At 41.4% G+C, this 24,734-nt stretch carries 26 protein-coding genes, 1 other RNA gene and 2 pseudogenes; 4 read left to right on the forward strand and 25 right to left on the reverse strand.

What is annotated here, in order from left to right:
- The 5 genes from AVJ20_RS10910 to AVJ20_RS10930 form a co-directional block, all read right to left on the reverse strand.
- Window positions 1-297, reverse strand: a 297-nt coding sequence (locus AVJ20_RS10910; RefSeq protein WP_162689759.1) for a cytochrome ubiquinol oxidase subunit I, incomplete at its 3' end; no start/stop codon positions are given.
- A 227-nt stretch (window positions 298-524) separates the two neighbouring features.
- Entirely contained in the window at window positions 525-968 is a 444-nt protein-coding gene (locus AVJ20_RS18705) for a DUF2946 domain-containing protein (protein ID WP_111885278.1), read from the reverse strand.
- Window positions 969-1,173: 205 nt separating this feature from the next.
- Window positions 1,174-2,046, reverse strand: a complete 873-nt coding sequence (locus AVJ20_RS10920; RefSeq protein ID WP_078193078.1) for an MBL fold metallo-hydrolase — start codon at window positions 2,044-2,046, stop codon at window positions 1,174-1,176.
- A 2-nt stretch (window positions 2,047-2,048) separates the two neighbouring features.
- Window positions 2,049-2,465 carry a DUF6691 family protein gene (locus AVJ20_RS10925; protein WP_111885236.1) on the reverse strand — a complete coding sequence of 139 codons (417 nt, stop codon included), beginning with the start codon at window positions 2,463-2,465 and terminating at the stop codon, window positions 2,049-2,051.
- A gap of 1 nt (window position 2,466) precedes the next feature.
- On the reverse strand, window positions 2,467-2,883 hold the full coding sequence (locus AVJ20_RS10930) for a YeeE/YedE family protein (protein WP_111885237.1): 417 nt from the start codon (window positions 2,881-2,883) through the stop codon (window positions 2,467-2,469).
- A 126-nt stretch (window positions 2,884-3,009) separates the two neighbouring features.
- On the opposite strand from AVJ20_RS10930, the gene AVJ20_RS10935 reads away from it, so the two are divergent.
- Entirely contained in the window at window positions 3,010-3,321 is a 312-nt protein-coding gene (locus AVJ20_RS10935; protein ID WP_078193081.1) for an ArsR/SmtB family transcription factor, read from the forward strand.
- 40 nt (window positions 3,322-3,361) lie between these two features.
- On the opposite strand, the gene AVJ20_RS10940 is transcribed toward AVJ20_RS10935, so the two are convergent.
- From AVJ20_RS10940 to dsbD, 4 genes and pseudogenes are all read right to left on the reverse strand, one after another.
- Window positions 3,362-3,724 carry a YidH family protein gene (locus AVJ20_RS10940; RefSeq protein WP_111885238.1) on the reverse strand — a complete coding sequence of 121 codons (363 nt, stop codon included), beginning with the start codon at window positions 3,722-3,724 and terminating at the stop codon, window positions 3,362-3,364.
- Window positions 3,725-3,812: 88 nt separating this feature from the next.
- A pseudogene (gene dsbG / locus AVJ20_RS10945) lies at window positions 3,813-4,565 on the reverse strand (thiol:disulfide interchange protein DsbG).
- A 21-nt stretch (window positions 4,566-4,586) separates the two neighbouring features.
- Window positions 4,587-5,429, reverse strand: a complete 843-nt coding sequence (locus AVJ20_RS10950) for a TlpA disulfide reductase family protein (protein ID WP_111885239.1) — start codon at window positions 5,427-5,429, stop codon at window positions 4,587-4,589.
- Window positions 5,426-7,399, reverse strand: a complete 1,974-nt coding sequence (gene dsbD / locus AVJ20_RS10955; RefSeq protein ID WP_111885240.1) for a protein-disulfide reductase DsbD — start codon at window positions 7,397-7,399, stop codon at window positions 5,426-5,428. Before dsbD ends, AVJ20_RS10950 begins: the two co-directional genes overlap by 4 nt.
- A 118-nt stretch (window positions 7,400-7,517) precedes the next feature.
- On the opposite strand from dsbD, the gene AVJ20_RS10960 reads away from it, so the two are divergent.
- Both AVJ20_RS10960 and AVJ20_RS10965 read left to right on the forward strand, forming a co-directional pair.
- Window positions 7,518-8,207: a response regulator transcription factor gene (locus tag AVJ20_RS10960; RefSeq protein ID WP_111885241.1), complete on the forward strand. Its 690-nt coding sequence runs from the start codon at window positions 7,518-7,520 to the stop codon at window positions 8,205-8,207.
- Window positions 8,186-9,547, forward strand: coding sequence for an ATP-binding protein (locus tag AVJ20_RS10965; RefSeq protein WP_111885242.1), 1,362 nt, complete (start codon window positions 8,186-8,188; stop codon window positions 9,545-9,547). Before AVJ20_RS10960 ends, AVJ20_RS10965 begins: the two co-directional genes overlap by 22 nt.
- Before the next feature lie 44 nt (window positions 9,548-9,591).
- Here AVJ20_RS10965 and AVJ20_RS10970 read toward each other — a convergent pair.
- From AVJ20_RS10970 to ssrA, 13 genes and pseudogenes are all read right to left on the reverse strand, one after another.
- Window positions 9,592-9,873, reverse strand: a pseudogene (locus AVJ20_RS10970) (Arm DNA-binding domain-containing protein); the annotation flags it as partial.
- 2,047 nt (window positions 9,874-11,920) lie between these two features.
- Window positions 11,921-12,247, reverse strand: a complete 327-nt coding sequence (locus tag AVJ20_RS10975; protein WP_111885243.1) for a single-stranded DNA-binding protein — start codon at window positions 12,245-12,247, stop codon at window positions 11,921-11,923.
- A 249-nt stretch (window positions 12,248-12,496) separates the two neighbouring features.
- A complete protein-coding gene (locus tag AVJ20_RS10980) occupies window positions 12,497-14,617 on the reverse strand; it encodes a DUF3987 domain-containing protein (protein WP_111885244.1) in 2,121 nt (706 codons plus the stop codon).
- Window positions 14,610-15,011 carry a hypothetical protein gene (locus tag AVJ20_RS10985; RefSeq protein ID WP_111885245.1) on the reverse strand — a complete coding sequence of 134 codons (402 nt, stop codon included), beginning with the start codon at window positions 15,009-15,011 and terminating at the stop codon, window positions 14,610-14,612. Before AVJ20_RS10985 ends, AVJ20_RS10980 begins: the two co-directional genes overlap by 8 nt.
- Window positions 15,004-15,312, reverse strand: a complete 309-nt coding sequence (locus tag AVJ20_RS10990) for a hypothetical protein (protein ID WP_111885246.1) — start codon at window positions 15,310-15,312, stop codon at window positions 15,004-15,006. The genes AVJ20_RS10985 and AVJ20_RS10990 overlap by 8 nt, the downstream gene beginning before the upstream one ends.
- Entirely contained in the window at window positions 15,309-15,551 is a 243-nt protein-coding gene (locus AVJ20_RS10995) for a hypothetical protein (protein ID WP_111885247.1), read from the reverse strand. The genes AVJ20_RS10990 and AVJ20_RS10995 overlap by 4 nt, the downstream gene beginning before the upstream one ends.
- 9 nt (window positions 15,552-15,560) lie before the next feature.
- Entirely contained in the window at window positions 15,561-15,929 is a 369-nt protein-coding gene (locus tag AVJ20_RS11000; protein WP_111885248.1) for a hypothetical protein, read from the reverse strand.
- Window positions 15,922-16,473, reverse strand: coding sequence for a Bro-N domain-containing protein (locus AVJ20_RS11005; RefSeq protein WP_111885249.1), 552 nt, complete (start codon window positions 16,471-16,473; stop codon window positions 15,922-15,924). The genes AVJ20_RS11000 and AVJ20_RS11005 overlap by 8 nt, the downstream gene beginning before the upstream one ends.
- Window positions 16,470-16,679, reverse strand: coding sequence for a helix-turn-helix domain-containing protein (locus tag AVJ20_RS11010; RefSeq protein WP_111885250.1), 210 nt, complete (start codon window positions 16,677-16,679; stop codon window positions 16,470-16,472). The genes AVJ20_RS11005 and AVJ20_RS11010 overlap by 4 nt, the downstream gene beginning before the upstream one ends.
- A gap of 2 nt (window positions 16,680-16,681) precedes the next feature.
- Complete coding sequence (locus AVJ20_RS11015; protein WP_111885251.1) at window positions 16,682-16,897, reverse strand: transcriptional regulator; 216 nt, start codon at window positions 16,895-16,897, stop codon at window positions 16,682-16,684.
- Window positions 16,898-17,027: 130 nt separating this feature from the next.
- Window positions 17,028-17,678, reverse strand: a complete 651-nt coding sequence (locus AVJ20_RS11020; protein ID WP_111885252.1) for a hypothetical protein — start codon at window positions 17,676-17,678, stop codon at window positions 17,028-17,030.
- 151 nt (window positions 17,679-17,829) lie between these two features.
- Complete coding sequence (locus AVJ20_RS11025; RefSeq protein ID WP_111885253.1) at window positions 17,830-19,059, reverse strand: tyrosine-type recombinase/integrase; 1,230 nt, start codon at window positions 19,057-19,059, stop codon at window positions 17,830-17,832.
- Between the two features lie 179 nt (window positions 19,060-19,238).
- Window positions 19,239-19,598: a transfer-messenger RNA gene (gene ssrA, locus AVJ20_RS11030) on the reverse strand.
- A gap of 128 nt (window positions 19,599-19,726) precedes the next feature.
- Between ssrA and glpK the strand changes: the two genes are divergently transcribed.
- Window positions 19,727-21,211 carry a glycerol kinase GlpK gene (glpK, locus tag AVJ20_RS11035; RefSeq protein ID WP_111885254.1) on the forward strand — a complete coding sequence of 495 codons (1,485 nt, stop codon included), beginning with the start codon at window positions 19,727-19,729 and terminating at the stop codon, window positions 21,209-21,211.
- Window positions 21,212-21,279: 68 nt separating this feature from the next.
- On the opposite strand, the gene AVJ20_RS11040 is transcribed toward glpK, so the two are convergent.
- The 3 genes from AVJ20_RS11040 to AVJ20_RS11050 form a co-directional block, all read right to left on the reverse strand.
- Window positions 21,280-22,806 carry a DHA2 family efflux MFS transporter permease subunit gene (locus tag AVJ20_RS11040; RefSeq protein WP_111885255.1) on the reverse strand — a complete coding sequence of 509 codons (1,527 nt, stop codon included), beginning with the start codon at window positions 22,804-22,806 and terminating at the stop codon, window positions 21,280-21,282.
- Window positions 22,807-22,812: 6 nt separating this feature from the next.
- Entirely contained in the window at window positions 22,813-23,964 is a 1,152-nt protein-coding gene (locus AVJ20_RS11045; RefSeq protein ID WP_111885256.1) for an efflux RND transporter periplasmic adaptor subunit, read from the reverse strand.
- A gap of 262 nt (window positions 23,965-24,226) precedes the next feature.
- Window positions 24,227-24,724: a thioesterase family protein gene (locus AVJ20_RS11050; RefSeq protein WP_111885257.1), complete on the reverse strand. Its 498-nt coding sequence runs from the start codon at window positions 24,722-24,724 to the stop codon at window positions 24,227-24,229.
- Window positions 24,725-24,734: the final 10 nt, after the last annotated feature.

Below are 24,734 nucleotides of genomic sequence, written 5' to 3' on the forward strand. Positions count from 1 at the left end.
GAGTAAGGGGCCAGTGACACTACCTGCAATACGAGAGAATTCACTCCAGTTGGTGCCAAATTGGTAGCTCATGACTACCCCTGAAACCACTCCCATTCCGAAAGACAATGCAAACACCTTGATCCAAAATTGGAACAGATCACGGTAAACGGGATCTTGTGTTTTAAGCCAACGCCATTCTAAGACCGCAAGAAAACTTGCTAGCCCAATGGAAATTGCAGGGAAAATAATATGAAAAGAAACTGTAAAAGCGAATTGAATTCGCGCCAATTCAAGTGCTGTCAAACCTAAATCCATGTCTATCACCTTATTGTGGAATTATGCGGTGAACCACTAACGGCCCATAATTTCGGGACTGCTTTAGGAAAGATAGATCAGTACGATGACGCAGACTGTTGTGAATCTGTTGGGATTTGATCAATTGTTTTAGCCTAATGATATAGGCGAACCGATTCTGTTCGCATCCGCTAAACGATGCAAAAATATAAAGTTTCATAAAATCACTCTTTAAATACCGAGGTAAATCAACAATTCAAATTGTTGGTCTGATTAGGATTTAAAGTGTGTGGAGGTGCCCTACCTTGTGGAAGTAAGTAAAGCCTTTGCAGTGAAAAATATACATGTCGGAAAGCATCTTTATAGAAACTTAGACGGACTTGAATCTTATCGATGATTTCAACTATCTCAAAATCAAAAGGTAGGACAACATCACCATAGACGGTACAGTATTGGCATTGATGGTTATGTCCATTGTGATCGTCGTGATTATGATCGTGGGTCAGATGATGAACAAGTTCGTTATACGTCTCATGTACGTGTTTGTGCTTTTCTGGGGACAGTAAATTATGTGTAATAGAGAGACATACCGGAGCAATTTGAAATTCTTCGGGTAATAGTGGTTGTAAATATACTGCGATTTGCAAAACTAAAGTTAAAATTGCAAAAAACAGTCCACTCTGTCTTAGCAACATATTCTCTCAACAGATGCCAACGAAAGCAAAAATACTTAAAAAGCAGTGATTCCTTGAAATCCGATCATACAAGTCAGCTTTATAGAATAAATATACCTAAAATACCAAGATCTTTAAAGTGAATATTCACTTTAAAGATATAAATATGAATTTTTAAGATAAAGACATAAATAAGTCTTTAATAATTTGAAATACAATATTTTTAGGTTTTAAAAAAATTAAGCGGTAACTTTAAATACGACACCCCATTTTCTTCAGGTTCGGGAAATTGACCCGCTTTCATATTGATTTGAATCGACGGCAAAATCAGTTTAGGCATACTTAATGTTGCATCCCGCTCATGACGCATCTGCACAAATTCAGATTTTGTAGTTCCCTCATGAATATGAATATTGTGCTCTTTTTGCGTTTGAATATCGGTTTGGCAGTGATATTCATCACGCGTTTTTGGCAAATAGTCATGGCACAAGAACACCCGGGTGGACGCTGGCAATTGATACAGTTTTTGCACCGAATCAAATAAGGTATCTGCACTACCACGAGGAAAATCACAACGTGCTGTGCCATAATCTGGCATAAATAAAGTATCACCGACAAAAACTGCATCACCCACTACATAACTTAAACATGCAGGCGTATGACCTGGTGTCGGGATGTTATATGCCTCTAGCTCACCAATATGAAAATGCTCATGATCATCAAATAAATAATCAAATGGTTGTTGAGCATTAAACTGCTTGATATCTAAATTATAAATGGCACTAAAGGTTTCTTGCACCAAGGCAATGTGATGACTCATGGCAATTTTGCCACCGAGTACAGATTTTAAATACTGTGCTGCAGTCAAATGATCTGCATGCACATGGGTTTCCAAAATCCAATCTACTTTTAAATCTTGTACTTTGACATATGCAATGATTGCATCAGCATGAGTGGTCGAGGTGGTTGCCGAAGCCGCATCATAGTCCAAAACACTGTCAATGATAGCGCAGCGCTTGGTTACCGGATCACTCACCACATAACTAAATGTATTGGTCGCTTGATCAAAAAAATCCTGAACAATCGGTTGTTGCATAGTTAAGCTCCTGACCATTTACGGTGAATCAACACGCCTGCAAGCATCGCCCCTATAAAATATAAAACTTGATAATGTCCTAAGCTAATTAAGGTGAAACTTGGCGCTGGGCAAATGCCGGCAATCCCCCATCCTGCACCAAATATTAAGGCACCGATAATAAGCTTTGAATCAATTTTATTGTTACTTGGTAAATCAATCTGCTCATTAAATACTGTGGTTGGTGCACTGCTATGTACCGCTTTTTGGAATGGAATAAATGCCACAGCAATTGCCCCCATCATGACAAAGGCAAGGCTTGCATCCCAATTACCAAATATGTCTAAAAAATCGATCACTTTTTGCGGATTAGACATGCCAGAGAACATCAAACCCACTGAAAAAAGCGAACCAAATACAAAAGCTAAAAAGTTTTTCATTTTAGAATGCTCCAATCCAGTGACGAACGACATATACAGCAATAAAGCCTGCAAACATAAAGGTCATAGTTGCAATGATGGAACGTTTAGATAATCGGCTGATCCCACAAATACCGTGACCACTGGTACAACCAGAACCTAAGCGGGTACCAAAACCCACCAGTAAACCAGCAATAATCATCATTATTGGGCTAGCAGACACGATAATCTCTGGTTGTACAAAAAGACCATAAATAAATGGCGTGATGATCAAGCCTGAAAGAAACCACACTGCAGGCGTTTTAAAAATCGTCTGTGGATTCAGTACCTGCGCAATCAAGCCACTGATGCCTGCAATACGCCCATGGACATACAAATAACCCACCACTGCTATACCCAACAGAGCACCACCAAGAAACGCTGTCACAAAATCATGCATAGTTAATGCGCCACAAAACAATATTTAAACTTATATTATATATCTTTATATATTAATCAAGCCATTTTATGTTATTATCTCGATATACTTTGCTCCTTTTGCTTTTTATGATTCAGGTTAGACGTTATGAACATCGCATTCGATAACTTAAAAATTGAATTTACGCAGGTTGATACCGTTTCCAATTGTTTGAAAGTGTTATCAAATCCGGACCGTTTAAAAATTTTATGTGTGTTGATCAATGGCGAATTAAATGTTCAGCAAATTGAGGAATGTACCGATATTCATCAGCCGACCCTATCGCAACAATTGACCGTTTTACGGAACAATAAAATTGTTTCGACACGTCGCGAAGGCAAACAAATTTTTTATCAATTGGCAGACCCTAAAGTGCTGGGTATTATGCAAACGCTGTATCAATTGTACTGTCAGGAATAAACATTTTTGTGCATGCTTTTGTATGGAGGCTCAGCCAAGCTTAGTAAATCCAAAATGAGATGATCAGTAAAAACCCTGTCAGCATGGTCAATAAATTCAGCCACACGGGATGTTGGGTATGATAATCCTCAATAAATTCCTGTTCGGTTAATGAGCTCAATCCTCGACGATATTGCAAAATTGAGGCAAAGTTCACCAATAAACCAAACACAATCACGGCAATGCCAAGCCACTGTCCATAGATAATTTTGTGCTGATATTCCTCAGGGCGCAGTAGTTGTAGCAATACATTTGATTTTTCAATCACAAAACCAAAGGCTATCAGGGCTAAACCACTGCGGTTCCATGCCAATGCTGTACGTTCCAAAGCGAACAATACGCGTGGATCTTGTAAATTTGACATTGCGCCCCCTGATGTTTAAGTCGTTGACGTTGAGCTTAGCATGATCGTAGACGGGCTGTTGTGTTGGCTTGGTGAGCATCTATTTTCCTTATTTTTCAAATATTTCTTTGAGATCACTCGGCATCCCTTGTGCAGATTGGAAGTTACCCTTGCTATCACGCCAAGCAATGGATGGTGTGGAGAAGAAACCATATTTGCCCATTAAGCTTTGGTTAAAATCAATTTTTTCTGCTATCTCTACAGGAATATTTTCTGCTGGTTTAAGGCGCTTTTTGCCACGATTGATATTGATATCAAGAAATACCGCTGTTGGATTTTTTGACATCAGTAAAGTTGCCACCTGAGCACGGCTTTCTTCACGAATCACACCCACTTGAATATGACGTAATTGAACCTTGTCTGACTCTACCCAAGGACGTGCTTCTTGCCAAAATTTATGGCAATACGGGCAATTGGGATCTGAGAATACATAGACAATACGTGGCGCATCGGTTATGCCATCTTGAATCCATGTTGAATCTTCTAATGTTTTCCATACATCATCCAAAATGGCTTTTTTCATATGGGTTTCAATTTAAGTGTTTGAAAGATTATTGCCTTGGGCATCAAACAACTCACCTTTTATATAATATTTACCATCTTTAGAAATAAAAATGGTATTGGAATATTGATCTTCATGCCCTACCCAACCTGTTAAACCTTCGGGTGCAGGAACTGGTTTTACAAATTGAAAGCCTTCTTTTTCTAGTTGTTTTTTAATGGCATTCGGATTAGCACTGACACCACATGCCACCGTCAACAGTGTTCCGATAACTAAACTGGTTTTAAGTAAAGTATTCATGACGCATACCCTATGATTAATTTATGGGTTAATTTTCTTGAGATATTGTTGCAACATCGCTTGACTGATTTCGCCTTGATGACGCGCAATCAACTGACCTTGTGCATTGAAAAATAAGGTAGTGGGTAAACCTAAACTGTTCACTGCTTGTGGCATTTCACCCTGCATATCGAGCAAAATATTTTGAAAACTGAAGTGATGTTTTGTGAGATAAGTACGGACTGTATCGACCTCTTCACCTTGATTAAGCATGACAAAATGCACCTCAGGATATTGATCCTGCGCACGCTGTAATACAGGCATTTCACGATGACACGGCGGACACCAACTCGCCCATAAATTCACAACCGTCGGCTGACCTTGAAATTGTTTTAGCGCAATCATTTCTGACCGACCTTGAATGGCTAGGTTCAGACTTGGAAAACTCAAATTTGGATAATGGCTATCTTGATACATGATTTTTTGTACTGTCCATCCTGCCCCCACCAGCATGACAAAGATCAGCAATAATGTGGCCTTTGCTTTGTTCGCAATGGCTGAATTTCGCCACCAAAACCATGGACTTCCTATAATTATCCCGCCAATCAGATGAAACCCTTTGTCTTGAATTTTCAGCATATCAATTGGCGATGCGAGATAAGATTCCAGATTTAATCCAATAAAGACTAGGCGTGCACCTATTAATCCGATCCAAATACTATTCCAAATAGAATCTTGGAAACGCTGTTGGATTTCGGTTGACCACTGTGCTTGTTGCCCGACTTTTCGTCCAATCATGGCACTGACCAGCAAAGCCAACACCAAACACAACAGTCCCCAAGGCAACATGAATGGTCCAAGATGCAGTGCTTCGCTTGAGATCATGGCGGTGTACCTCGGTTTAATCGGCTCAAGAGTTGCGCTGCACTAAAGGTGCCCGTCAAACGTAGATTGCGCTGTTCCTGATGCTCTGTATCTAAGAAAATTAAAGTCGGTGGCCCTAAAATTTGCCATTCTTTTAGTATGACATCCTGACTTACTTCGTATTCTGTTAAGTCGAGTTTGATTCGAGCAACAGCATCTAAAGCTGTTTGTACATCGGCACGAGCTAACACCTCTTTTTCAATCGGCTGACAAGCCACACACCAATCGGCATACACATCGATGAGTACTGCTTGTCCTTTGACTTTATTGAGTGCCTGTTCAAGCTCAGCTTGGGTACGTACTTTTTGCCATGCAACTAATGTTGTGGCTTGTGTCGTATTCAGTTGTGACCATGCTTGCGTGACATACCATCCACCCGATATTGCGGTCGCTAAGCTCATTGCAATGAACAGTAGTTGCGTCGGCATCTGCGAAATATGTGGACGTATCTTCCATAAAATGTAAACGGTGATACTGATGAATAAGAGTCCCATCAACATCAAATAAACCACACTCGGCAGTAAAGGACGCAGGAAATACAGCGCCAACAACAGCATGACAAAACCGAAAGTGAATTTCAGACGATCCATCCACACGCCCGGTTTGGGTAAGTACTGTGCACCAAACACACAGGCAATCAACAATGGTAAGCCCACACCTAGACCTAGAATAAACAGGTAACTAGCCCCCATCCACGGTTCAGGCAATTGCGCAACAAACAGCAAAGCCCCTGCCAATGGCGCACTCATACAGGGTCCGACAATTAGCGCAGAGATCATGCCCATAATGAATGAACCCCATAAGGTTCCACCTTTTTGTCGTTGTTGCCATTGATCTAAACGCTGTAATACACCTTGTGGTAAAGACAACTGGAATACGCCAAATAAATTCAGTGCAAACAGCACAAACATGACCGCAAATAACCCAATAAAGATGGGACTTTGTAACCAACGTTGGAAGTTATAGCCAAGTCCTGCCACAGCTAAACCCATCAAGGCATAAATCAATGCCATTCCGACCACAAAGACACCTGCAATCATGCCGGCACGATAGCCACGATGACGTTGCACCAAAATACTGGATAAGATCGGAATCAATGGTAAGGAACAAGGTAAGAATGCGAGCAATATCCCTAAACCTAAAAAGATGATCAGATTCAGTGTAATATTGTCTGTTGAAAGTAAATAAAAGAAGTACTGGTCGTTGTTCCAATCGGCCTGCTTCGTACGCTGTTCAGCATTCGTTGTAGTCACAGATTCAGAATTTGCCTGCATCATCAAGGCATCATCTAGCTCTGACGCACTGGCTTTGCTAGATTCTGTTAAAGCAGTCACTTCAGAAGAGGGACTTAAACCATTTTCATCCTCTTTGACTTCTGCTGTATTTGCTGGCGTTACAACTGTTACAGTTTCAGTGTTTTTCGCCTGTAGTTCTACAGGTATTGCAGTATTGGGTAATGACGACGATGTGACTGCATCTAATAATTTCTTTTGCGTTGTACTTTGCTGACTCAGCTTGTTTTCAGGCAATAATCCATCGGCATCGGTTTGAATGGTTGTACGCTGTACTGGATAACATAAGCCACTTTCGGCACAGCCTTGCCATTCAATTTTATAGCTTTGATTGGGTTGCATGGCGACAGTCGCTTGCACTTGCCCATAATATACGTCGGTCATGCCGAAATTGGGGTCATCTTTTTGCTGTGGACGAGGCAGTTGCAGTGATAATGCTTTGCCATTTTCAATGACTTTAATCTGATCATGATACAGATAATAACCATCAGCAATACGCCACGTGAAGCTGGCTTGGTCTTGCGCTGTCGATACAGCCTGAAAAGCAAATGCTTGATCAGGAGGTAAAAAATCAGCGGATGCACTTTGCACACTCAAAATGCTGAATATTCCACACAACCCTACTAACCCTATACGCATAGATGACTTTAATACCCGACATAAATCTATTTTGGTTGATTATGCAAAAGCATAAATTAAGGGAGCATTAATAAGATAAATCATTTATAAAATACAGGCAGGAAGTCAGGAAAACGCTATGTTTGTTGTTTTGGTTGAAGATGATCCATATATTGCCTCAAGTATTTGTGCCACATTGGATTTTTTAAATATTTCAATAGAACATGTGAGTCATGCGCGTGATGCAGATTATTTTATCCGCCACAGTGCGGTCGATCTATGTTTACTTGATTTAGGCCTACCTGACCAAGATGGTTTAGACTTACTGCGATCATGGCGCAGAGATCACATTCATGTTCCTATTTTGGTTTTAACTGCACGGTTACAGACCCAGCAATGTGTTGAGGCATTAAATGTCGGTGCCGATGACTATTTAACCAAGCCTTTTGAACTGGATGAACTGATTGCACGGGTTCATGCACTCACCAGACGTCACCGCGGTTTTTCATCGAATGTCATTCAATTTGACCACTTAAAGCTCAATAAAGACACCCAAGAAGTCCATTATCAAGATCAAATGATTCAGCTTTCACGCCGTGAATACAGTTTACTTGAAACCTTGATGAGCCATCCAAATCAAGTACTTAAAAACGAAGTGCTGTTAGACAAGTTATACGGCTTCCAAGACAGTATCGAAAGTAATGCCTTGAATGTCCATATTTATCATTTACGGCAAAAATTGCATGCGGACTATATCCAGACCATTCGGGGCGTCGGTTATATGTTTAAAATTCCTGAGTCAATGCCATGCAAAAATCACACAGCTTAAAATGGCGCTTGGTCAGTAGTCTTTTGGCTGTGATGATCGGCTTATGGAGTATGGTATTTGTTTGGCTGTATCTCGACTTACAAAAACGTCCACAGGACACTCTAGATCAACGTCTACATGCTTCCGCACAAATGGTGGCACGACTGATTCAACAATTACCACTGCAAAGCTTGGATGAGTCTGCCTTAGCCCAACAACTTGATTCCACAGATCAAGAACAATTGATCGCTTGCGAAGTATCTTTATTTAGTTCTGACATCAGTGTAGGACAGCATGTAATTGCCAAAACACGCGGGGCACCGAAAGATTTAAGTCAACAAGCGGTTGGTTTTAGTACTTGGCAACAAGGTCAGACGCAATGGCGCAGTTATGTGTTACGCCGTGGTGAGATTCAAATGGTGGCTGCAGAGCGTATGTTTTTGCGGGAGTCTTTGCTAAAACAAATTTTACAATCGGTCTTAATTCCGCTGATCTTGTCATTATTGTTGTGTATCGGCTTAATTGTTTTAATTGTTCGTCGAGAATTTAAAGCCTTGGATGAGGTTGCAAGCGATTTAAGTCAGTCTAATTTATCGCTCAATGAAGCAAGCCAATATTTAACGAGCTTAGATGCCAATACCATGCCCTCAGAGGTCTACCCCTTTGTGCAAAATTCGAATCACTTAGTGCATAAACTGCATCAAAGTCTTGAAAATGAAAAAGTCTTTAGTGCCTACGCGGCACATGAATTACGGAGTCCTTTAACCGCAATTAAAACCAATGTGCAATTGGCACAACTGATGGCGAAAACGGACGGCAATATGAAATTGCAATATAGCCTGGATCAAGCAAATCAAAGTGTCCGTCGCTATGCTGATTTACTTGAGCAATTACTGATGTTATCGAATACTGATCAATCTATTGAACAGATCAAAGCAAGCATTCAGGTACAGCCCATTATTGCAAAAGTACTCGATGATTTAGCACTGATTTATCCTGAAGCAACAGCTAAAATTCAGGTCGATTGGCACAGTCTTGGCGATTTGGCATTACCTCAATTTGTCTCGTATTCTGTTCTTAAAAATCTGCTTGAAAATGCACTATTACATGCAAATGCTGATGTGATTAACGTGAGTATGCAGAAAAACACTTTACACATTCAAGATAACGGTCCACATTTAAATGCCGAAGATATTCGTTACTTAGGGCAACGTTTTTGGCGTAAATCGTCTCAGCAGAAAGGTCATGGACTGGGCTTATCTTTGGTCAAAATAATGCTGCAACAATATGCTTATGACATCCAATTTGAACCGAATTTTCCTAAGGGATTAAAGATTACACTGTTGTCTCAAAAGAGTTGAATAAAGCAAATTATCATTTTTAGATCATGACTATTTATTCTTTGATTCTCAACGACCACTTTAAAAAATAGCTTGATATATTTGTAATAGACTGACTTGTAATACATTTATTTCAGTTCAATGGCAAGCTCCCTTGCTTTCTTTAAACTCATGTCAGGATATGGACCAAGCGACTCTGACTTACGTTCACCATGAACGGTATAACGTACATTCCAATATTTTTGTCCTGCAGGAGTCACAAGAAGTGAAAGACCATTCTCATCTGACAGACGGTAACGCTTATCTTGTGGCTGTGCTTTTCTGCATTCTGTATCTGTGAGTTTCATGTGTATTTACCCTTTATCAATAGTAAAATTATTGGGTAAATTTTCCCAATTATTACCCGCAGAAGGCAAAAATTGGGTCACACAGCTTAGGACAGGATCGGACAATACAGCCAATAAAAAAGCCCTTAAACATTGAATTTAAGGGCTTTTTTACATTCAGTCGAACATCTCTGAATTGAATTTTGGTGGGATGGCGTCAATTGAACAAATTTACTAAGTATATGTTTTATATAAATTAAAAATTATACAAAAATCACAGTGTACACCACAGTGTACAAATTATATGTTGCTAGGCCATTTCTCTGAGTTTAGTTGCCATGCTGGGTGGCGAACTCAGGAGTTAAAAACACTCCTTTTAGCGGATCGGATTATGAGGCTCGTTATTTGGCTTCCTCTTTTTGGTGGAGCGCAAAAACTAAATATTCGATCTGCTCCTCTTATTTGTGGCTCAGGTGCTCACTAACCATCTTTTTATCCGTTCACCATATTTGGTGATTGGATTTTAAATCCTGAATTAAGTTAGCCGTCCAAGTGGTTGATTAAGTAGCTCGGTTGTTTATATGCGCTCAAATTTGAGCATATCCCCCAGTGGGGGGTAGTCCTATGTTCAGGCCATTTGTAGCAGTGAACCGCTCCAATAATCACGCTGTAATTCTATTGGGATTTTAAGCCTTAAAACCACGTTTCCGCCCATCCCTCGCGCGCGCGCGCGTTTTTGTTGCAAAACGCAATTTTGCGCTCAGTGAATACCGTTGCTCACTTTTGAGCATCGCTTTTAGGGGTGGTCATTTTGACCATACCCATACTGTGTGACTGTACGAAAGTTTCGTAGTTCATTAGCCAACGCAATTTTGCGCCGTCATGCTGTTATCAATTGTTATGGCCTGGACTACTACAAAATACTACTTTCCGTTTACTGCTCGGACTTGTCAAAACTTAACATTGCAAGCAGCGTAAATCCTAAGTAATCCTAAGTTCACAACCTGACAAAACCTGACATTTAGAACGCCGTAGCTGTTAAGCAATAGTAAGCACCTTTAACTTTATTTTAACTTTTAACTCAAACAGAATTTTTTTTGCTGGTGCGGTTGGGAGTGGTCTCCACTTTGGGTCAGTCCATAAGTTATGAACTCCCCCCACTGGTTAGCCGTCATCACTCGATTGGTTAAACCTTATAAAACCTGATATTTGTTTTACGTAGTCATACAAGATAGGTAGTCGTTTAAAACGGCGTAAACTTTGCTGTACCTATATTTGAGCATGGTTTTAATGGTCTTTTTAATGTGGTGCTGTAAAACAAGAAATTCTTTACGTAGCTATACAAAATAGGGGGGTCTTTGCTGTACGTAGCTGTACAGAATCAAAGTTATTAAATCGCTGTATGCCTTGCTGTAATTGACATAGGTGGCATTTCTTACAAATACCCTGTAAAGCAAAATTTAGCATGACGTAGCATGACAAAACCGTACTTTTTGTTTGACGTAGTTTGACGAACTGCATATCTGATTAAAACGCCGTATGCCTTGTATGGCTTGGCATTGAGTGCATTTTTATAGATGTTTTTATTGGGGCTTTGTCCAACAAATACAAAAGGCTTGTCATGCAAGATTTTGCGACACGTAGCGACACAGAATTGATTAATTTACTTTGACGTACTTTGACGAAACTCAGTTTTAATAAAATAACTGTAATGCTTACTGTATAAGCCTTTGACACGGTTTTAAGGGTATTTTCTGGTGGGGTGCTGTCAAGGTAGATTAATGATGTTTCGTATATCTAAAATATGGCCGTTTTTGCTAGACGTACCTAGACAAAATAGGGGTGTAATCAATCAATTTCTTCAATTTGCGAAACAATCCTATGAAAGAGATACTTTTTGCAAAACTCACCCTATGAAAGAAGCGTTTTTTGTCTAATTAGACTGCACCGATCTAATGCTGTCTAAAACTGTTTATTCAGTTGTCATGATTTCCATGATAGTTGAATCTGCATGGTGATAATGACCACTCAGCCAATAAAAAAGCTCCCCATATTTAGGGAGCTTCGATTAAAGCAATTGCAGCTCATCGGCTCGAATCTCGGTTATTTCCTTTTCCGATCCGCTTTTGTCCTTATATTTCCTTGTACGCAAGCTGCCCTCGATATAAACCTTTCCGCCTTTCTTGAGGTACTTACTCGCAATCTCGGCTAATCGGTTGTTAGTGGTGATTCTGTGCCATTCTGTAGCCTCTTTGCGCTCTCCAGTGGCCTTGTCTTTCCAAAACTCAGTAGTTGCAACGCTGAATGTTGTAACGCTGCCACCGTTGGGAAATTGTTTAGTTTCAGGGTCACGGCCTAGTACACCCATCACTGTGACTCTATTTAAATTTGGCATTGGCTTAAATCTCAATTTATATATTTTTCTTCAAAAGTCTGACTAAATGACTAAATAGCTCTGTAACGCTTGATATACAAGGCTCTCTGTTTAGCAGTCACCCAAAACCACTATGACTAAATGACTAAATGACTAAACGAAAAAATTAAATGATTAATTCCATTTAGTCACTTAGTCACTTAGTCAAACCATGACTGCTAAACGGAAGCCCTTTAGCTGCAAGGCTTTCAGGCTCATTTAGTCACTTAGTCACGATTCTGCTAAAAAAGGGTGAATTACAACGTACCTTGTACGCCCTATGGATTCGATCTTGATATGATTTGAATCAATCAACTGCTCTACAACCATTTCCAAAAGGTTTTTATTCTTTTGCATTGGTCTAGGGCATGAGGTTTGAACATTTGAATACGCTATACGGTCGGTCTTTTGCTCATTGCACTTTTTGGCAATCCACTTAATAAGGCGTTCCGCTTCCGTTTCGGTTTTAACCTCAATATCTGCATACATTGCCCATTCATTTAAAGAATGCTTAACGACCTCACAAGCTCCCTTTAGGGTTTTGGCATCAATCCACTGCAAGCCCTCAAAATAAGCAAATACAGTAGCTAAACGGCGCGCTAATTGACTGGCACGACTAGCGAACGCTTGTAGGTATTCGTAGCGTTTTCCCTTGCCCTGTAATTCTTCAAACATATTGTAGAACGCTGCATCTATTTCCTTTGCTTCTTCATTCATAGGCAGAACATAACGCCCATTATGTAACTCATGCTCGGCTTTCACTTGAGGGCAGTAATCAAGTAGATATTCGCAGCGTGTCCAGTAGGCTATAAGTCTATGGTCTGTGCTTGCGTTTTTATTTCGATAGATTGCATCTTGTAGGCGTGTGCCTGCTAGGTTTTCGGGGATGGTTAGAATGAATCTAGGCAAAAAACCTTGTCCCCTTAGCACTGGGTCTTTCAATGCCTCGGCTAGAACTTCATGCTGTCCCTGTAGATTGAATGTGAGCCGAACGTCATAAGCTCGGCCACTGCCGTTTAAATTAGACTTGGATCGGGTACGCTCCACAAAACCATCATCAAATAACTTTGCATAGCCTCCTAGTGCTTGGTTACGTGTATCGGCTTTCATGCTATGACCGCCGAAAAACTGCCCTGCTTCATCACTGGCAATGGACGCATTATTCAAAACGCCGTCAATAAAAAGCCCTGCAATAGATTCTAAGGTGATGTCACTGTATAGGGTGCTAGGGTCGTTAGGTGGTGGATTCTCTGCACAATATGCCTCGCGGTCTTTTTTAGGTAATCCAGCCTGTGCGCTTTTCCATTGCTCAAGGTCACGGCGGTATAACTCGTACTGCTTGCGCTCGTGCTTAATAATGGCCTGATCTGCTAGGTTTCGGCTAGTACTCTTACGGCTGCCACTTTGCCCCTCTGTAAGCAAAAATAAGCTACATGGCTCTCCGTGTGCATTAAATGGATGAGGTGCATTTACTTTAGTTTGGGCAATATGCGACATAGCACCAATAACACATTGGGCAGTCATGGCAATTGGTGATTGCACATGCTCAGAAATGGCCTTTACTGCCTCCTGTGCCAGTGGTGGCAGTGCATGGATCGGATAAGGATTTAAAACGGTTTCTGATTGAGATAACGGCAATAACTCGCCCCAGTCGGTAGGCTTACTTAATAGCTCAATAGCTTCCTCAATAAACGCCAGCACCTCACTTACGCTTTCATCCTGACTTAATCCAATCTCGAACTGATTTACACCGATTCTTAAATACTGGCATAGCAGTCTAACAGCCGTGTTTTGCTCCAGCTTTTTAAATGGCTCAAGGTTTATATGCTCAATTCTGACAGGTAAATAAAGCTGCTTATAGCCTGCCTGTGATAGCTGGTTAATAACGAACTGTATTTGTTCAAAATCAAACGGCTTGAGTTCTGTTTTATGGTTGCTGCATAGGGTAGGCAGTAGTACCAATACAACGGCATAACCTGTTTGAGCAATCTTAAAGAATGCCTCCAGTCCATAAGTAATGATTACTGGCTTGGCATGGTCAAAATCACCATACCTTGCAAAACCTTTAGCCAGTCCATCAGGAATGACAGCTACACGCTGCCTATCTTGCATAACAGCACATTGAACAAGCTCAAGCAGCCCATCATAAATAGGCATAATCAAAGGCTGTGCATAGGTAACGCCGTTTATATCCACATTGCCATCATCAACATAAATCGGCTGCTCAGGACTGCCAAAACGCTGTATTAATGGATGTGATGAATAAGCATCATTAAACGATACAAGCTGTGTGCATTCGTTTAAAATGGCTTCGGGTGTTATTAGTTCTTTGGGGTGGTCATAATCAAGCATTATGGCTGCCCCCTTTCATCACATAATCCACCGCAGTTTCTAGCAATTCATTTAATGTGCTACAAGCTAAGGTCAAGCCGTTTATAGCTGCTGCTGTATGGCTTTTTGCTAGGTTTAAATGCGCCAGTTCTTCAAGCGTGTATAAGATGCCAGTAGCAAGGCTAACAATCATTGAGATGTCTAGTATTGTTTTTGCGCTCGCACTTTCAATATCTTCTAAAGCAGCATTTGCCAGCGTTTCGCATACTTCAAGCATCGCCTTTGCTTTGTTATCGGATATGTCGTGCTGGTCATAGCTCACATATAAGCGAAGCAATGTACCTTGCAGTGATTCAATAATCACTTGAGAATTTTCTAAAAAGTTTTGAGCGGTTTTATTGGTTTGTTTAGGCATGAGAATGCGCTCCTTGTAGTTTTGGAGCTTCACAAACCACTGTCAAATGATTGGTGTGAAGCTTGAAAGGGTTGACAGACAGGACTACAAGGTTTCCTGCACATCCGAAGATGTCCCTCCCAAGCTCCACATAACGATGCGGACGCATAGAGATATTACGCACAAAAAAGCCACTATAGAAAGTGGGCTGTACGCCTCGTAGTTTGTAGCCTGTCAAAGCTAACTTTGAGATTTTGCTCAAAGCCCGATTAATATAACCATACTTAGGCATGTTAGCAATATCGAATAATTTGTTTTTCATGCTTCTGCCCCTCTCAAGTAAGCATCAATAAGCTGCTGTAAGCTCTCCCCATGCAGCACCACAACGCCAGTGGCTTGAGGGTTTTGCATAAGTTGCTCCATACCGTCATCAATGGCCTGAACTCCACCGCCTACAGTGATTAGTTCGATAAAACTACAAGCCTCATTGTTTACGATTAAATCTGCCTCAATGTCTGCCTCGGTGTTAGTGCGATATGAAGCTAATACAATGTCTTTCATGATTTCACCTCACTGCACACGGTTGATATGAATATCTGAATTAATCAAAACGCCATCATTAGGCAGTCCGACTTTTTGGCGGTTATCCATCATTTTCAATAACTGCTGCTCTGCTTCTTCAAAGCTAATGCCAAAATGCTTGGCAATGTCCTCTAGGCGGTACATAGGTTCGCCGTCATCCGTATAACCGCTTGGCGGTGGCAATAGGTTTAATTCCTTCGCCTTTTGGTGCATTTCTTCTTTGATATGCTCAGGCGTGTAGTGCATTGTCAAAATGAGGGCCTGCTCTGTGATGGGGTGGTCATCTCCGTATTGCTTCACCATTGCTTTGTAATGGTCAAACGCTTTGAAAAACTCAGGGTTTACATGTTTATTCATTGTCTACCCCCTCAAAAGTTAGCTGTAAATTTGCTTTGCATGTTGTAATTCTTAGGTTTAAATCTCGCATTGAATAACGATGGTTCACTAATCCGGTGCCATGAAATGAACCTTTAGCCTTTTGGGTCTTTTCCTGCATACATAGGCGGTTTAATTCTTCATAGGCTGTCTGTCTTGCTGAATAGCTCCCAGTCTTGCGGATGCTTGGCAGTACCTCAGCAAATACCCAGTTTTGGAAGTTCAATGCTTCGGGTTTATTAGATCGGAAGATAACTCGATATAAATTTTCTTCATTGATAAAAACAAGTTCTTGCATACCGCCATTGGTTGAAATACGAATTTTATGTACTCCAGTAGGGTTTAATGCTCCCTGTCGTCTAGGGGTTTCGTTTTTAACGTACCCCTTTGATACCTGTACCAAGTCAGATGAACGAGAAATATTCATCACCTTACAAATATCAGGTAAACAAAACATAGGTTCGCCATTTTCATCAAAGGCAACTCGAACGCCGTATTCATTAAAATTAAAAATAGATGGGTTCATGCTTGCACCTCATTTAATTCATAACGAGCATGTGTGCCTTTGTTGTTTAGGTTCGGCTCTTGGTGGGTCACAATGTCATGCCCTAAACGGCGTAAACGCTGAATAACGGCACTCAGGCGATAGCAATCAAAGTGGTGAATTGCCTCTGCTTGGCTCAAGGTTTTACCCTGTTTGAGGTGGGCTAAAACTTGGGTTTGGTGGTTCATGTTTAAGCCTCCATAGCTGCAAGGCTTTGTTTTTGGCTGTTATGCCACTCTACAAGCTCGGCATAGTCGAAATAGACTGGTGCTTGTTTGGTGTCGCCAGTCTTGATAGGTCGGGGAAATGTGGCATCTGTACGCACGATATGGCGCAATGATTCACGGCTTATGTCCAGTAGCTCACAAGCTGTTTTAAATTGAATACGGATCGGTTTGATAGTCATTTATGCACCTACATGGCTAGATATTGTGTAAGTGCAGTATGTTTTTGATTTTTATTAAAATAAAACAAGTGCCACGCTGTTGTACAAACTGCTTTGCACAGCGTACAAAATGCGTCGCATATTGTAAAAGTTATCTTTTTTCTTTAGCTGCTTTCGATAGTAATGAATATATTTTTCTATAATTTTCTTCATCTACTAGAGCATTTTTATGTATGTGATTTGCACATTGTGTATAAGAATCCCAATTACTTGATAACCATATCTGTTTAATTCTATCTTTTGTTTTATTATCTTTTTCTTTTTTGCCTTCATGCTTTTTATGCGCCAGCTCCCTCATTCTTTCTGACTTTTCATTAATATCATCAATCTTCTTAATATATTGCGCAGTTGTGGTATCTGAAAAGCTAATTGCTCTTATCATATTTAATATGAATTTATCTGTCTTATTTCCTGCTCTTAAGTCTAAAGCAGTTCTTATTAATAAAAAAATATTCAGAAACAATAAGTAGTTAGCCGAAATACACATTCCTTGATCTAACTGATTGTTTTTATATTCTTTATACAATTCGAAATATGGTTTGAGTACTATTTTAGCTACTTCCTCCCAATTAGAAATAGCATCCTCTACCGTCATGTTGTCTAAAAAGTTGGAAATGAATAGCTCTGATTTTTCCTTAAATTCCTCTAAAAATTCTGTATTGTTATTATCTCTACTGTTAATTAATAAAATTCTATTTTTCTCTATTTTTTCTTTTAATTCATTGATTAATATTTCGCTCATCTTTCATGCCTCCCAAGCATCCCCAAAAAGCTGCTAAGCCAATCGGATTGGGTGTCCGACTTTCGGGAGCTAACCTAGACTTAGCAATCTGAATATAATCTATATTTACCTATATTTGTGCATTTATTGGCTAGTAGTGCGACAAGCCTTGTCACTGTGCTTTTTTAAACTGAATAATGCTCTGATCTGCAATTTCTTCTAAATGATTGGCGTACCATTGCATCATGCTTGCCCTGTCATCTAAATATTGAGCCTTGTTATACACCCCTGCTACACCGTCCTTTACGTGTGCCAGTGCTGCTTCAATATGACGTTCATCAAAACCACGATTGTTTAGTAAGGTGCTGGCAATGTGCCTGAATCCATGCGGTGTCTGTCTGCCTTCATAGCCCATACGGCGCAAGGCCATAATAAAAACCGTGTCTGATTTTGGCTTGCTCTTGTCCGATCTGCTCGGAAATAAATAATCTGAATTGGTTTGGTAGGTCTGCAACTCTTTCAATATCGCCACCGCTTGATTGGATAAAGGGACGATATGCTCACGGCGTTTCTTCATACGCTCGGCTGGTATATTCCACACCCTTTGATCTAGGTCGAACTCCTGCCACTTGGCTTCTCTTAGCTCGGTAGGTCGGCAGAACAGCATGGCTAAAAGCTGTAGGCCCATTCGAACGTCCATAGTTGGATAATTATTGATTGCCCTAAGTAGTGCTGGGAACTCCTGTTCACTCACATGCGACATATTTTGCTTAATACCTTGCTGTAGGAACTTTTGCAGCCCCTCCAGTGGGTTGTAATCAATACGGCCTGTCACCTTTGCAAAATCGTATATATCACGACACATAGCCCGAACTCGATTTACTTGTTCATAGATTCCCTGCTTTTGTTGAATACCTTTTAAATGATTCATCCATTCAATCGGTTTGATTGTGGTGTACAAGCGTTTCCCAAAAATCGGGAATATGTGTTTTTCCAGTGCGCCCTTATTTCGGGTCATGGTGTCTTGTACCCATGATTCCTTTTTTGTGTCTAACCATTCACGAGCCAATACTTCAAAGGTAGCACTGTGCTGTTCTACTTCCTGTCGCTTGCGTTCTTGTTTGGTAATGATGGGATTATCGCCGTGTGATATGTCTTGAACTATCTCAGATGCTTTTTTCCTTGCACCTTTACCCGATAATTCAGGATAAGTACCAATGCCAAGCCACGACCATTTACCATCCGCCTTTTTATACCTGAATAACCATGCTTTTTTACCATCAGGCTTTACACGAAAATATAAGCCGTCACCGTCCAGCTCCCGATATTCTTTTGATTCGGGTTCTAGGTTAGCCAGTACGGTGTCTGATAACGGTCTACGTTTAATTTCTGTTCTTTTCATGGCTTGTACACCAATGGATTCAATAAATCTTGCAATGTACAAGACAGTGTACACGGTGCATGTACACTGTAGCTAGTTATATTTAGTTATGTTTAGGCAAGAAAAAAGGCTCAATCCCTTTAGAATCAAGCCTTTTCGTTTTAAAACTTGGCATATTTTGCCATGTTTTGTTAGGTATTTGGTGGAGATGGCGGGAGTTGAACCCGCGTCCGCCAGCACTACGCTCGAGAATACTACATGCTTAGATATCGTCTATTGATTTAGCTCTTTGTGACCCGACGAACAGGGTACAAATCGCGATCCTTTAAGATTTAGTATAAGACCCCAAGGCTTGATCTTATACGGACTTGTGTGCGTTCGCTTCAGTCGGGACCCCTAACCACAAGTATTCAGGGATGCGGACAAGCTGCCCTTAGGCAGCTAGAGCGTAAGTTTCGTCGTTTGCGACTAAAATATGCAAATTTGATTTACGAGAGAAAATGCGCTCTCGACATGCATCTATGAGTTTCATCACCAGCGTCGAAGCCAGAAACATCCCCAAAGTAGCGTCATCATAGCATAACTTCAAAAAATTGCGATGCAATTTCGAAACAATTACACATTGATCTGCGCTTAATTACATAATTGCGTTAATATTTTATTTTTCAAGACCGCAAAAGAAAAATATATGAGCTTTTTATTGGCACTCGATCAAGGAACGACTTCAAGTCGTGCGATCATTTTTAACGAACATGGACAAGTTCAAGCTACAGCTCAACGGGAAACCCATATTCAAACCCCGCATTCGGGTTGGGTGGAGCAAGATGCTCAAGAAATTTGGAGTACACAAATTGCCGTCGTGCAACAAGCACTCGCTTCTGCTCGTATCCTCGCAAAAGATATTAAAGCCATTGGACTGACCAATCAACGTGAAACCACTGTGGTTTGGGATAAACGCACAGGTCAACCCCTTGCCCCTGCAATTGTCTGGCAAGACCGCCGTGCAACCGAGTGGTGTGGACAACTGACCCAACAAAACCTCAATGACCTCATTCACAAAAAGACCGGTTTACGTATCGATCCCTATTTTAGTGCTGGCAAATTGGTCTGGTTATTAGAACACACACAAGGTCTACGTGAACTCGCTCAGCAAGGTCATGTGGCTTTTGGCACGATTGACAGTTGGTTGGTGTGGAACCTGACACAAGGTGCAGAGCATGTGATTGAAGCCAGTAATGCTTCTCGCACCATGCTAATGAACTTACAGCAACAAGCTTGGGATGAAGAACTCTTAGAATTATTCGATATTCCCCTGTCGGTCCTCCCTAAAATCATCAGTTCAGATGAATATGTTGCAGATACCGCTACAGGTTTACTTGGCGCAAACATTTCCATTACCGGCATTTTAGGTGATCAGCAATCTGCGCTATTTGGACAGTCATGCTTTGACGCAGGAACAGCAAAAAATACCTATGGTACCGGCTGTTTCATGCTCTTTAACACCGGCACAGAAGTTCAATATAGCCACAATAAATTACTCTCGACCCTTGCATGGCAAGCTCAAGGTCAAACCCATTATGCACTTGAAGGCAGTGTATTTATGGCTGGCGCTATCGTGCAATGGCTAAGAGACGGTTTAGGGATTATTCAAAAAAGCAGTGATGTTGAAAAACTTGCGTGCCAAGTTGAACACACCGATGGCGTGGTTCTGGTTCCTGCCTTTACTGGGCTAGGCGCTCCGCATTGGGATAGTGATGCCCGTGCCCTCCTCTGTGGAATGTCACGTGGTACAAATAAATCCCACATAGCTCGTGCCGCCTTAGAGGCCATTGCCTTTCAAGTGTCGGATGTATTGACCGCCATGCAGTCAGACCTGTCTAGTCCACTTAAAGAACTCAGGGTCGATGGCGGTGCCAGTAGCAATGATATGCTGATGCAATTTCAGGCCGATATTTTAAATGTGCCTGTACTGCGTCCTAAACTTTTAGAATCAACAGCATGGGGCGCTGCCGCAATGGCCGGACTCAAAGCGGGTGTGTTTTCAAATCTTGATGAAATTGCCGCATCATGGCAATTAGAACGTGCTTTTGAACCCAAAATGAATGCTGATCAATGTGAATTTCATTTGGCCCAGTGGCAATCTGCACTCAAACGGGCGCGCTCGGACCTTTGATTTTTTTCAATCAACGCCGTATGCAATATAAAACGCTCGAATGAGCGGTTTTATATACTTGATGTTATTTAGTGTGCATGACCGCCACCCACACCTGCTTTAGGTCGTGGACAGAGCCAAATGATCAGTGCGGCGAATATAAAGACACCCGCCAAGACTAAAAACACATGATTGGCTGAAAGCGTTAAGGCTTCTTTATCCACCAAACTGGAGATGTAACCCAATGCGGATTCTGAACTCATTCCATGATTCACCAAGGTATTTTGTACCTCGGTAACTTGTAAATTACCGACCATTTCACTGCGTGCGACTTTGGTGTGATCATCCCAAATGGTTACTGCAATCGAGGCCCCAATTGCCCCTGCCATGGTTCTTAAGAAGTTCATCAAACCTGCCGCAGATGCCATGTCTTGTGGCAGTACCGATGCCAAGGCCATATTGGACAAAGGAATAAAGAAAAATGGCACGGCAAAACCTTGTAATATTTGCGGTAAAGCCAAAGCCATAAAGTCCGCATCCGTGGTCCAAAAGGCGCGCATAAGGGTTACACCACCCAAAATACTTAAACCAAAACTCGCCAAAGCACGTTGATCGTATTTGGTTGCAAGCTTCGCAACAATTGGCGACATGGTCAAACTACCGACGCCCATCGTTGCAGTGAGATAACCTGCCCACGTTGCGGTATAGCCCAAGTTGATTTGTAACCACTGCGGAATCAGGACAATACTGCCAAAGAAGGCACCAAAACCAAAGGCCAAAGCCAAGACCGAAATGGTAAAACTTCGGTACTTAAACAGCAGTATATTCACCACTGGATGCCGCTCAGTCAGCTCCCAAATCGTGAAAACGATCAGCCCAACAAATGCCGTCAGTGCCAGCACCACAATAAATGGATTATTAAACCAATCTCGTTCATGGCCCAAGTCCAACATCAACTGCAATGCACCGATCCACAACACCAACAGCAACAAACCTCCACGGTCTATTTTCAATTTTTGTGTAGGGGTTTCAGCCGTTTTCAGTAAGCGCATCGCTGCGATTGCACAGCCGATCCCAACTGGAATATTGATAAAGAAAATCCAATGCCAAGATAAATTATCACTGATCGTACCACCCAAAATTGGACCTAAAATAGGGCCAACTACAGTGGTCATTGCCCACATCCCCATGGCTTGGGATTGCTTTTCAGGAGGGAAAATGCGCATTAACAACGTTTGGCTCAGTGGCATAATCGGGCCACCAAATAAGCCTTGCCCAATTCGGCAAAACACCAACATTTCCAAACTGGTCGATAAACCACACAGTATCGAAAATACAGTAAAGCCAAATAGGCTAATCACAAAAACCCGTACAGAACCAAAGCGCCCAGCGAGCCAACCGGTTAATGGCACACAAATCGCTTCTGCCACGGCATAGGAAGTAATGACCCAAGTCCCTTGGGATGCCGATACTGCAAGGCTACCGGTAATATGTGGTACAGATACATTGGCAATGGTCATGTCGAGCACAACCATAAAGTTCGCCAAAGCCAAGACCAAGGCAGCGAGAATCAGACGACCACCTTTCAGGTCAGTCATTTGCATTTGCTGATTCATAGGCAATTACTTCGATTTCAAGTCAATCGTCGCTTCCATAGACAGCCCCACACGTAGTGGGTGTTCTGCCAACTCTTTTGGATCTAAACGTATCCTCACAGGTAAACGCTGAACCACTTTAATCCAGTTTCCTGTGGCATTTTGTGCTGGAATCAAGGCAAATGCTGAACCTGTGCCACCAGAAAAACCAGTGACTATGCCATTAAATTTAACTTTGTCACCATACAGATCAGACGTCAGTTCAACTTTTTGACCCGCTTGCACCCCTGCCAATTGGCTTTCTTTAAAGTTGGCATCGACATATAACTGAGAGACAGGCACCACCATCATTAATGACGTTCCCGGTGCAATGCGTTGCCCAACTTGAATATTGCGACGTGTCACCACACCATCAAAGGGTGCTTTAATTTGTGTACGTTCTAAGTCCAACTGAGCTTGTTGTAGACGTGCTTGTGCAATTAAAACATCTGGGGTTGAATTTTCATTGCTGTCTTGAATTAATGCATCATTTGCAGCTTTATTACTTTGTGCCGCTTTTTGACTAGATTTGGCTTGAGCGAGCCCTGCTTGGGCCACATCAAAACTGGCTTTAGCGGTATTCACAGCACTCTGCGCTGTGCTTAATTCTTCTTTAGAAATCGCACCCGTAGCAGCCAATTGTTGACGGCGTTGTAATTCATCTTGTGTTTTATTCAGATCGGCTTGTGCTTTGGCCACTTGTGCGCTTGCACTATGAATTGCATCATCACTGACAAAGATTTGTGAGTTTAAAGAACTACTATTCGCCGCAGTTTGTTTGTATTGGCGTTTTGCTTTAAGTAATTCAGCCTGTGCCTGAGCTAAGGCAATTTCAGCATCACGAGCATCAATGCGAACAAGCACATCGCCTTTTTTCACTTGCTGCGTATCACTCACCAAAACCTCTGCCACTTGCCCCGTGACCATCGAGGTAATCGACGCTGTTTCTGCACCGACATAGGCATTATCGGTACTGACGGAATGATTTAGAAATATTGACCAAATCAAATACATCACCAAAGCAATCACGATCAATACAGCCACTATACCAAGGCCTTTTTTTCTGCGTGCTTTTAATTCCTGATCGGTGGGCTGCTCTGTAGATGGGGTTTCTGGCAGGTTACTAACGGTATCTGTCATAGATTTGTCCTAAATCTAGCAGACTTGGTCATGGCATCATGAGCTTTGCAAAGCATGTCAACTTTGCTGTCAGATAATGGTGTCGTGAGAAAGTCTATCTTCTTCAATTTTCCGGCATTTTAAAGCTAAAAAATCATATCCTGAGAATAGAAAATGTAACTCGTCAGTCTTTTTTTCGTCGGCAACAGGATAAAATCATGCCCTGCTGCCAATGCTGGACTTTATTTTTTCATCATTTTGAATGTGTTAACTTAAAAATGGCTTAATAAGCATACGATGCAATCGCCGTTGCAATCGCTTTACCTTCATCATTAACCATGGTCATACGCATAGTGCAACCCTTACGGCCTAAACGTAAGGTTTCAGCTCGTGCAACGAAATACTGTCCACGTCCTGGCGCCAAATAATCCACACGCATATCGACGGTCGCTAAGCGAGATACCTTTTTACTCGTTTCTACTAGATCTTCAGCTGTGGCCTTTTTATACAATTCTGCCATCGCAGAGATACCACCGATACTGTCGAGTAAAGTTGCCGCAACACCACCATGTAAAATTTGGAATGCGACATTTCCTATTAGATTACTGGCCATGTCCACACGTGCTTCGATCTGACCATCGATCACCGTCATTTTCATGGCATTGTGTACAAAAAATGGGGAGCTGTTAAATGCTTGAGCAATGTTATTTAATAAAGTATCGATTTCATTCTTCGAGTTTAGGTCAATATTACCGGTCCAACTCTTATTTACATCTGTCATAGCCTACTCG

The sequence above is a fragment of the Acinetobacter sp. CFCC 11171 genome, from assembly GCF_003268405.1.
GTDB lineage: Bacteria > Pseudomonadota > Gammaproteobacteria > Pseudomonadales > Moraxellaceae > Acinetobacter > Acinetobacter amyesii.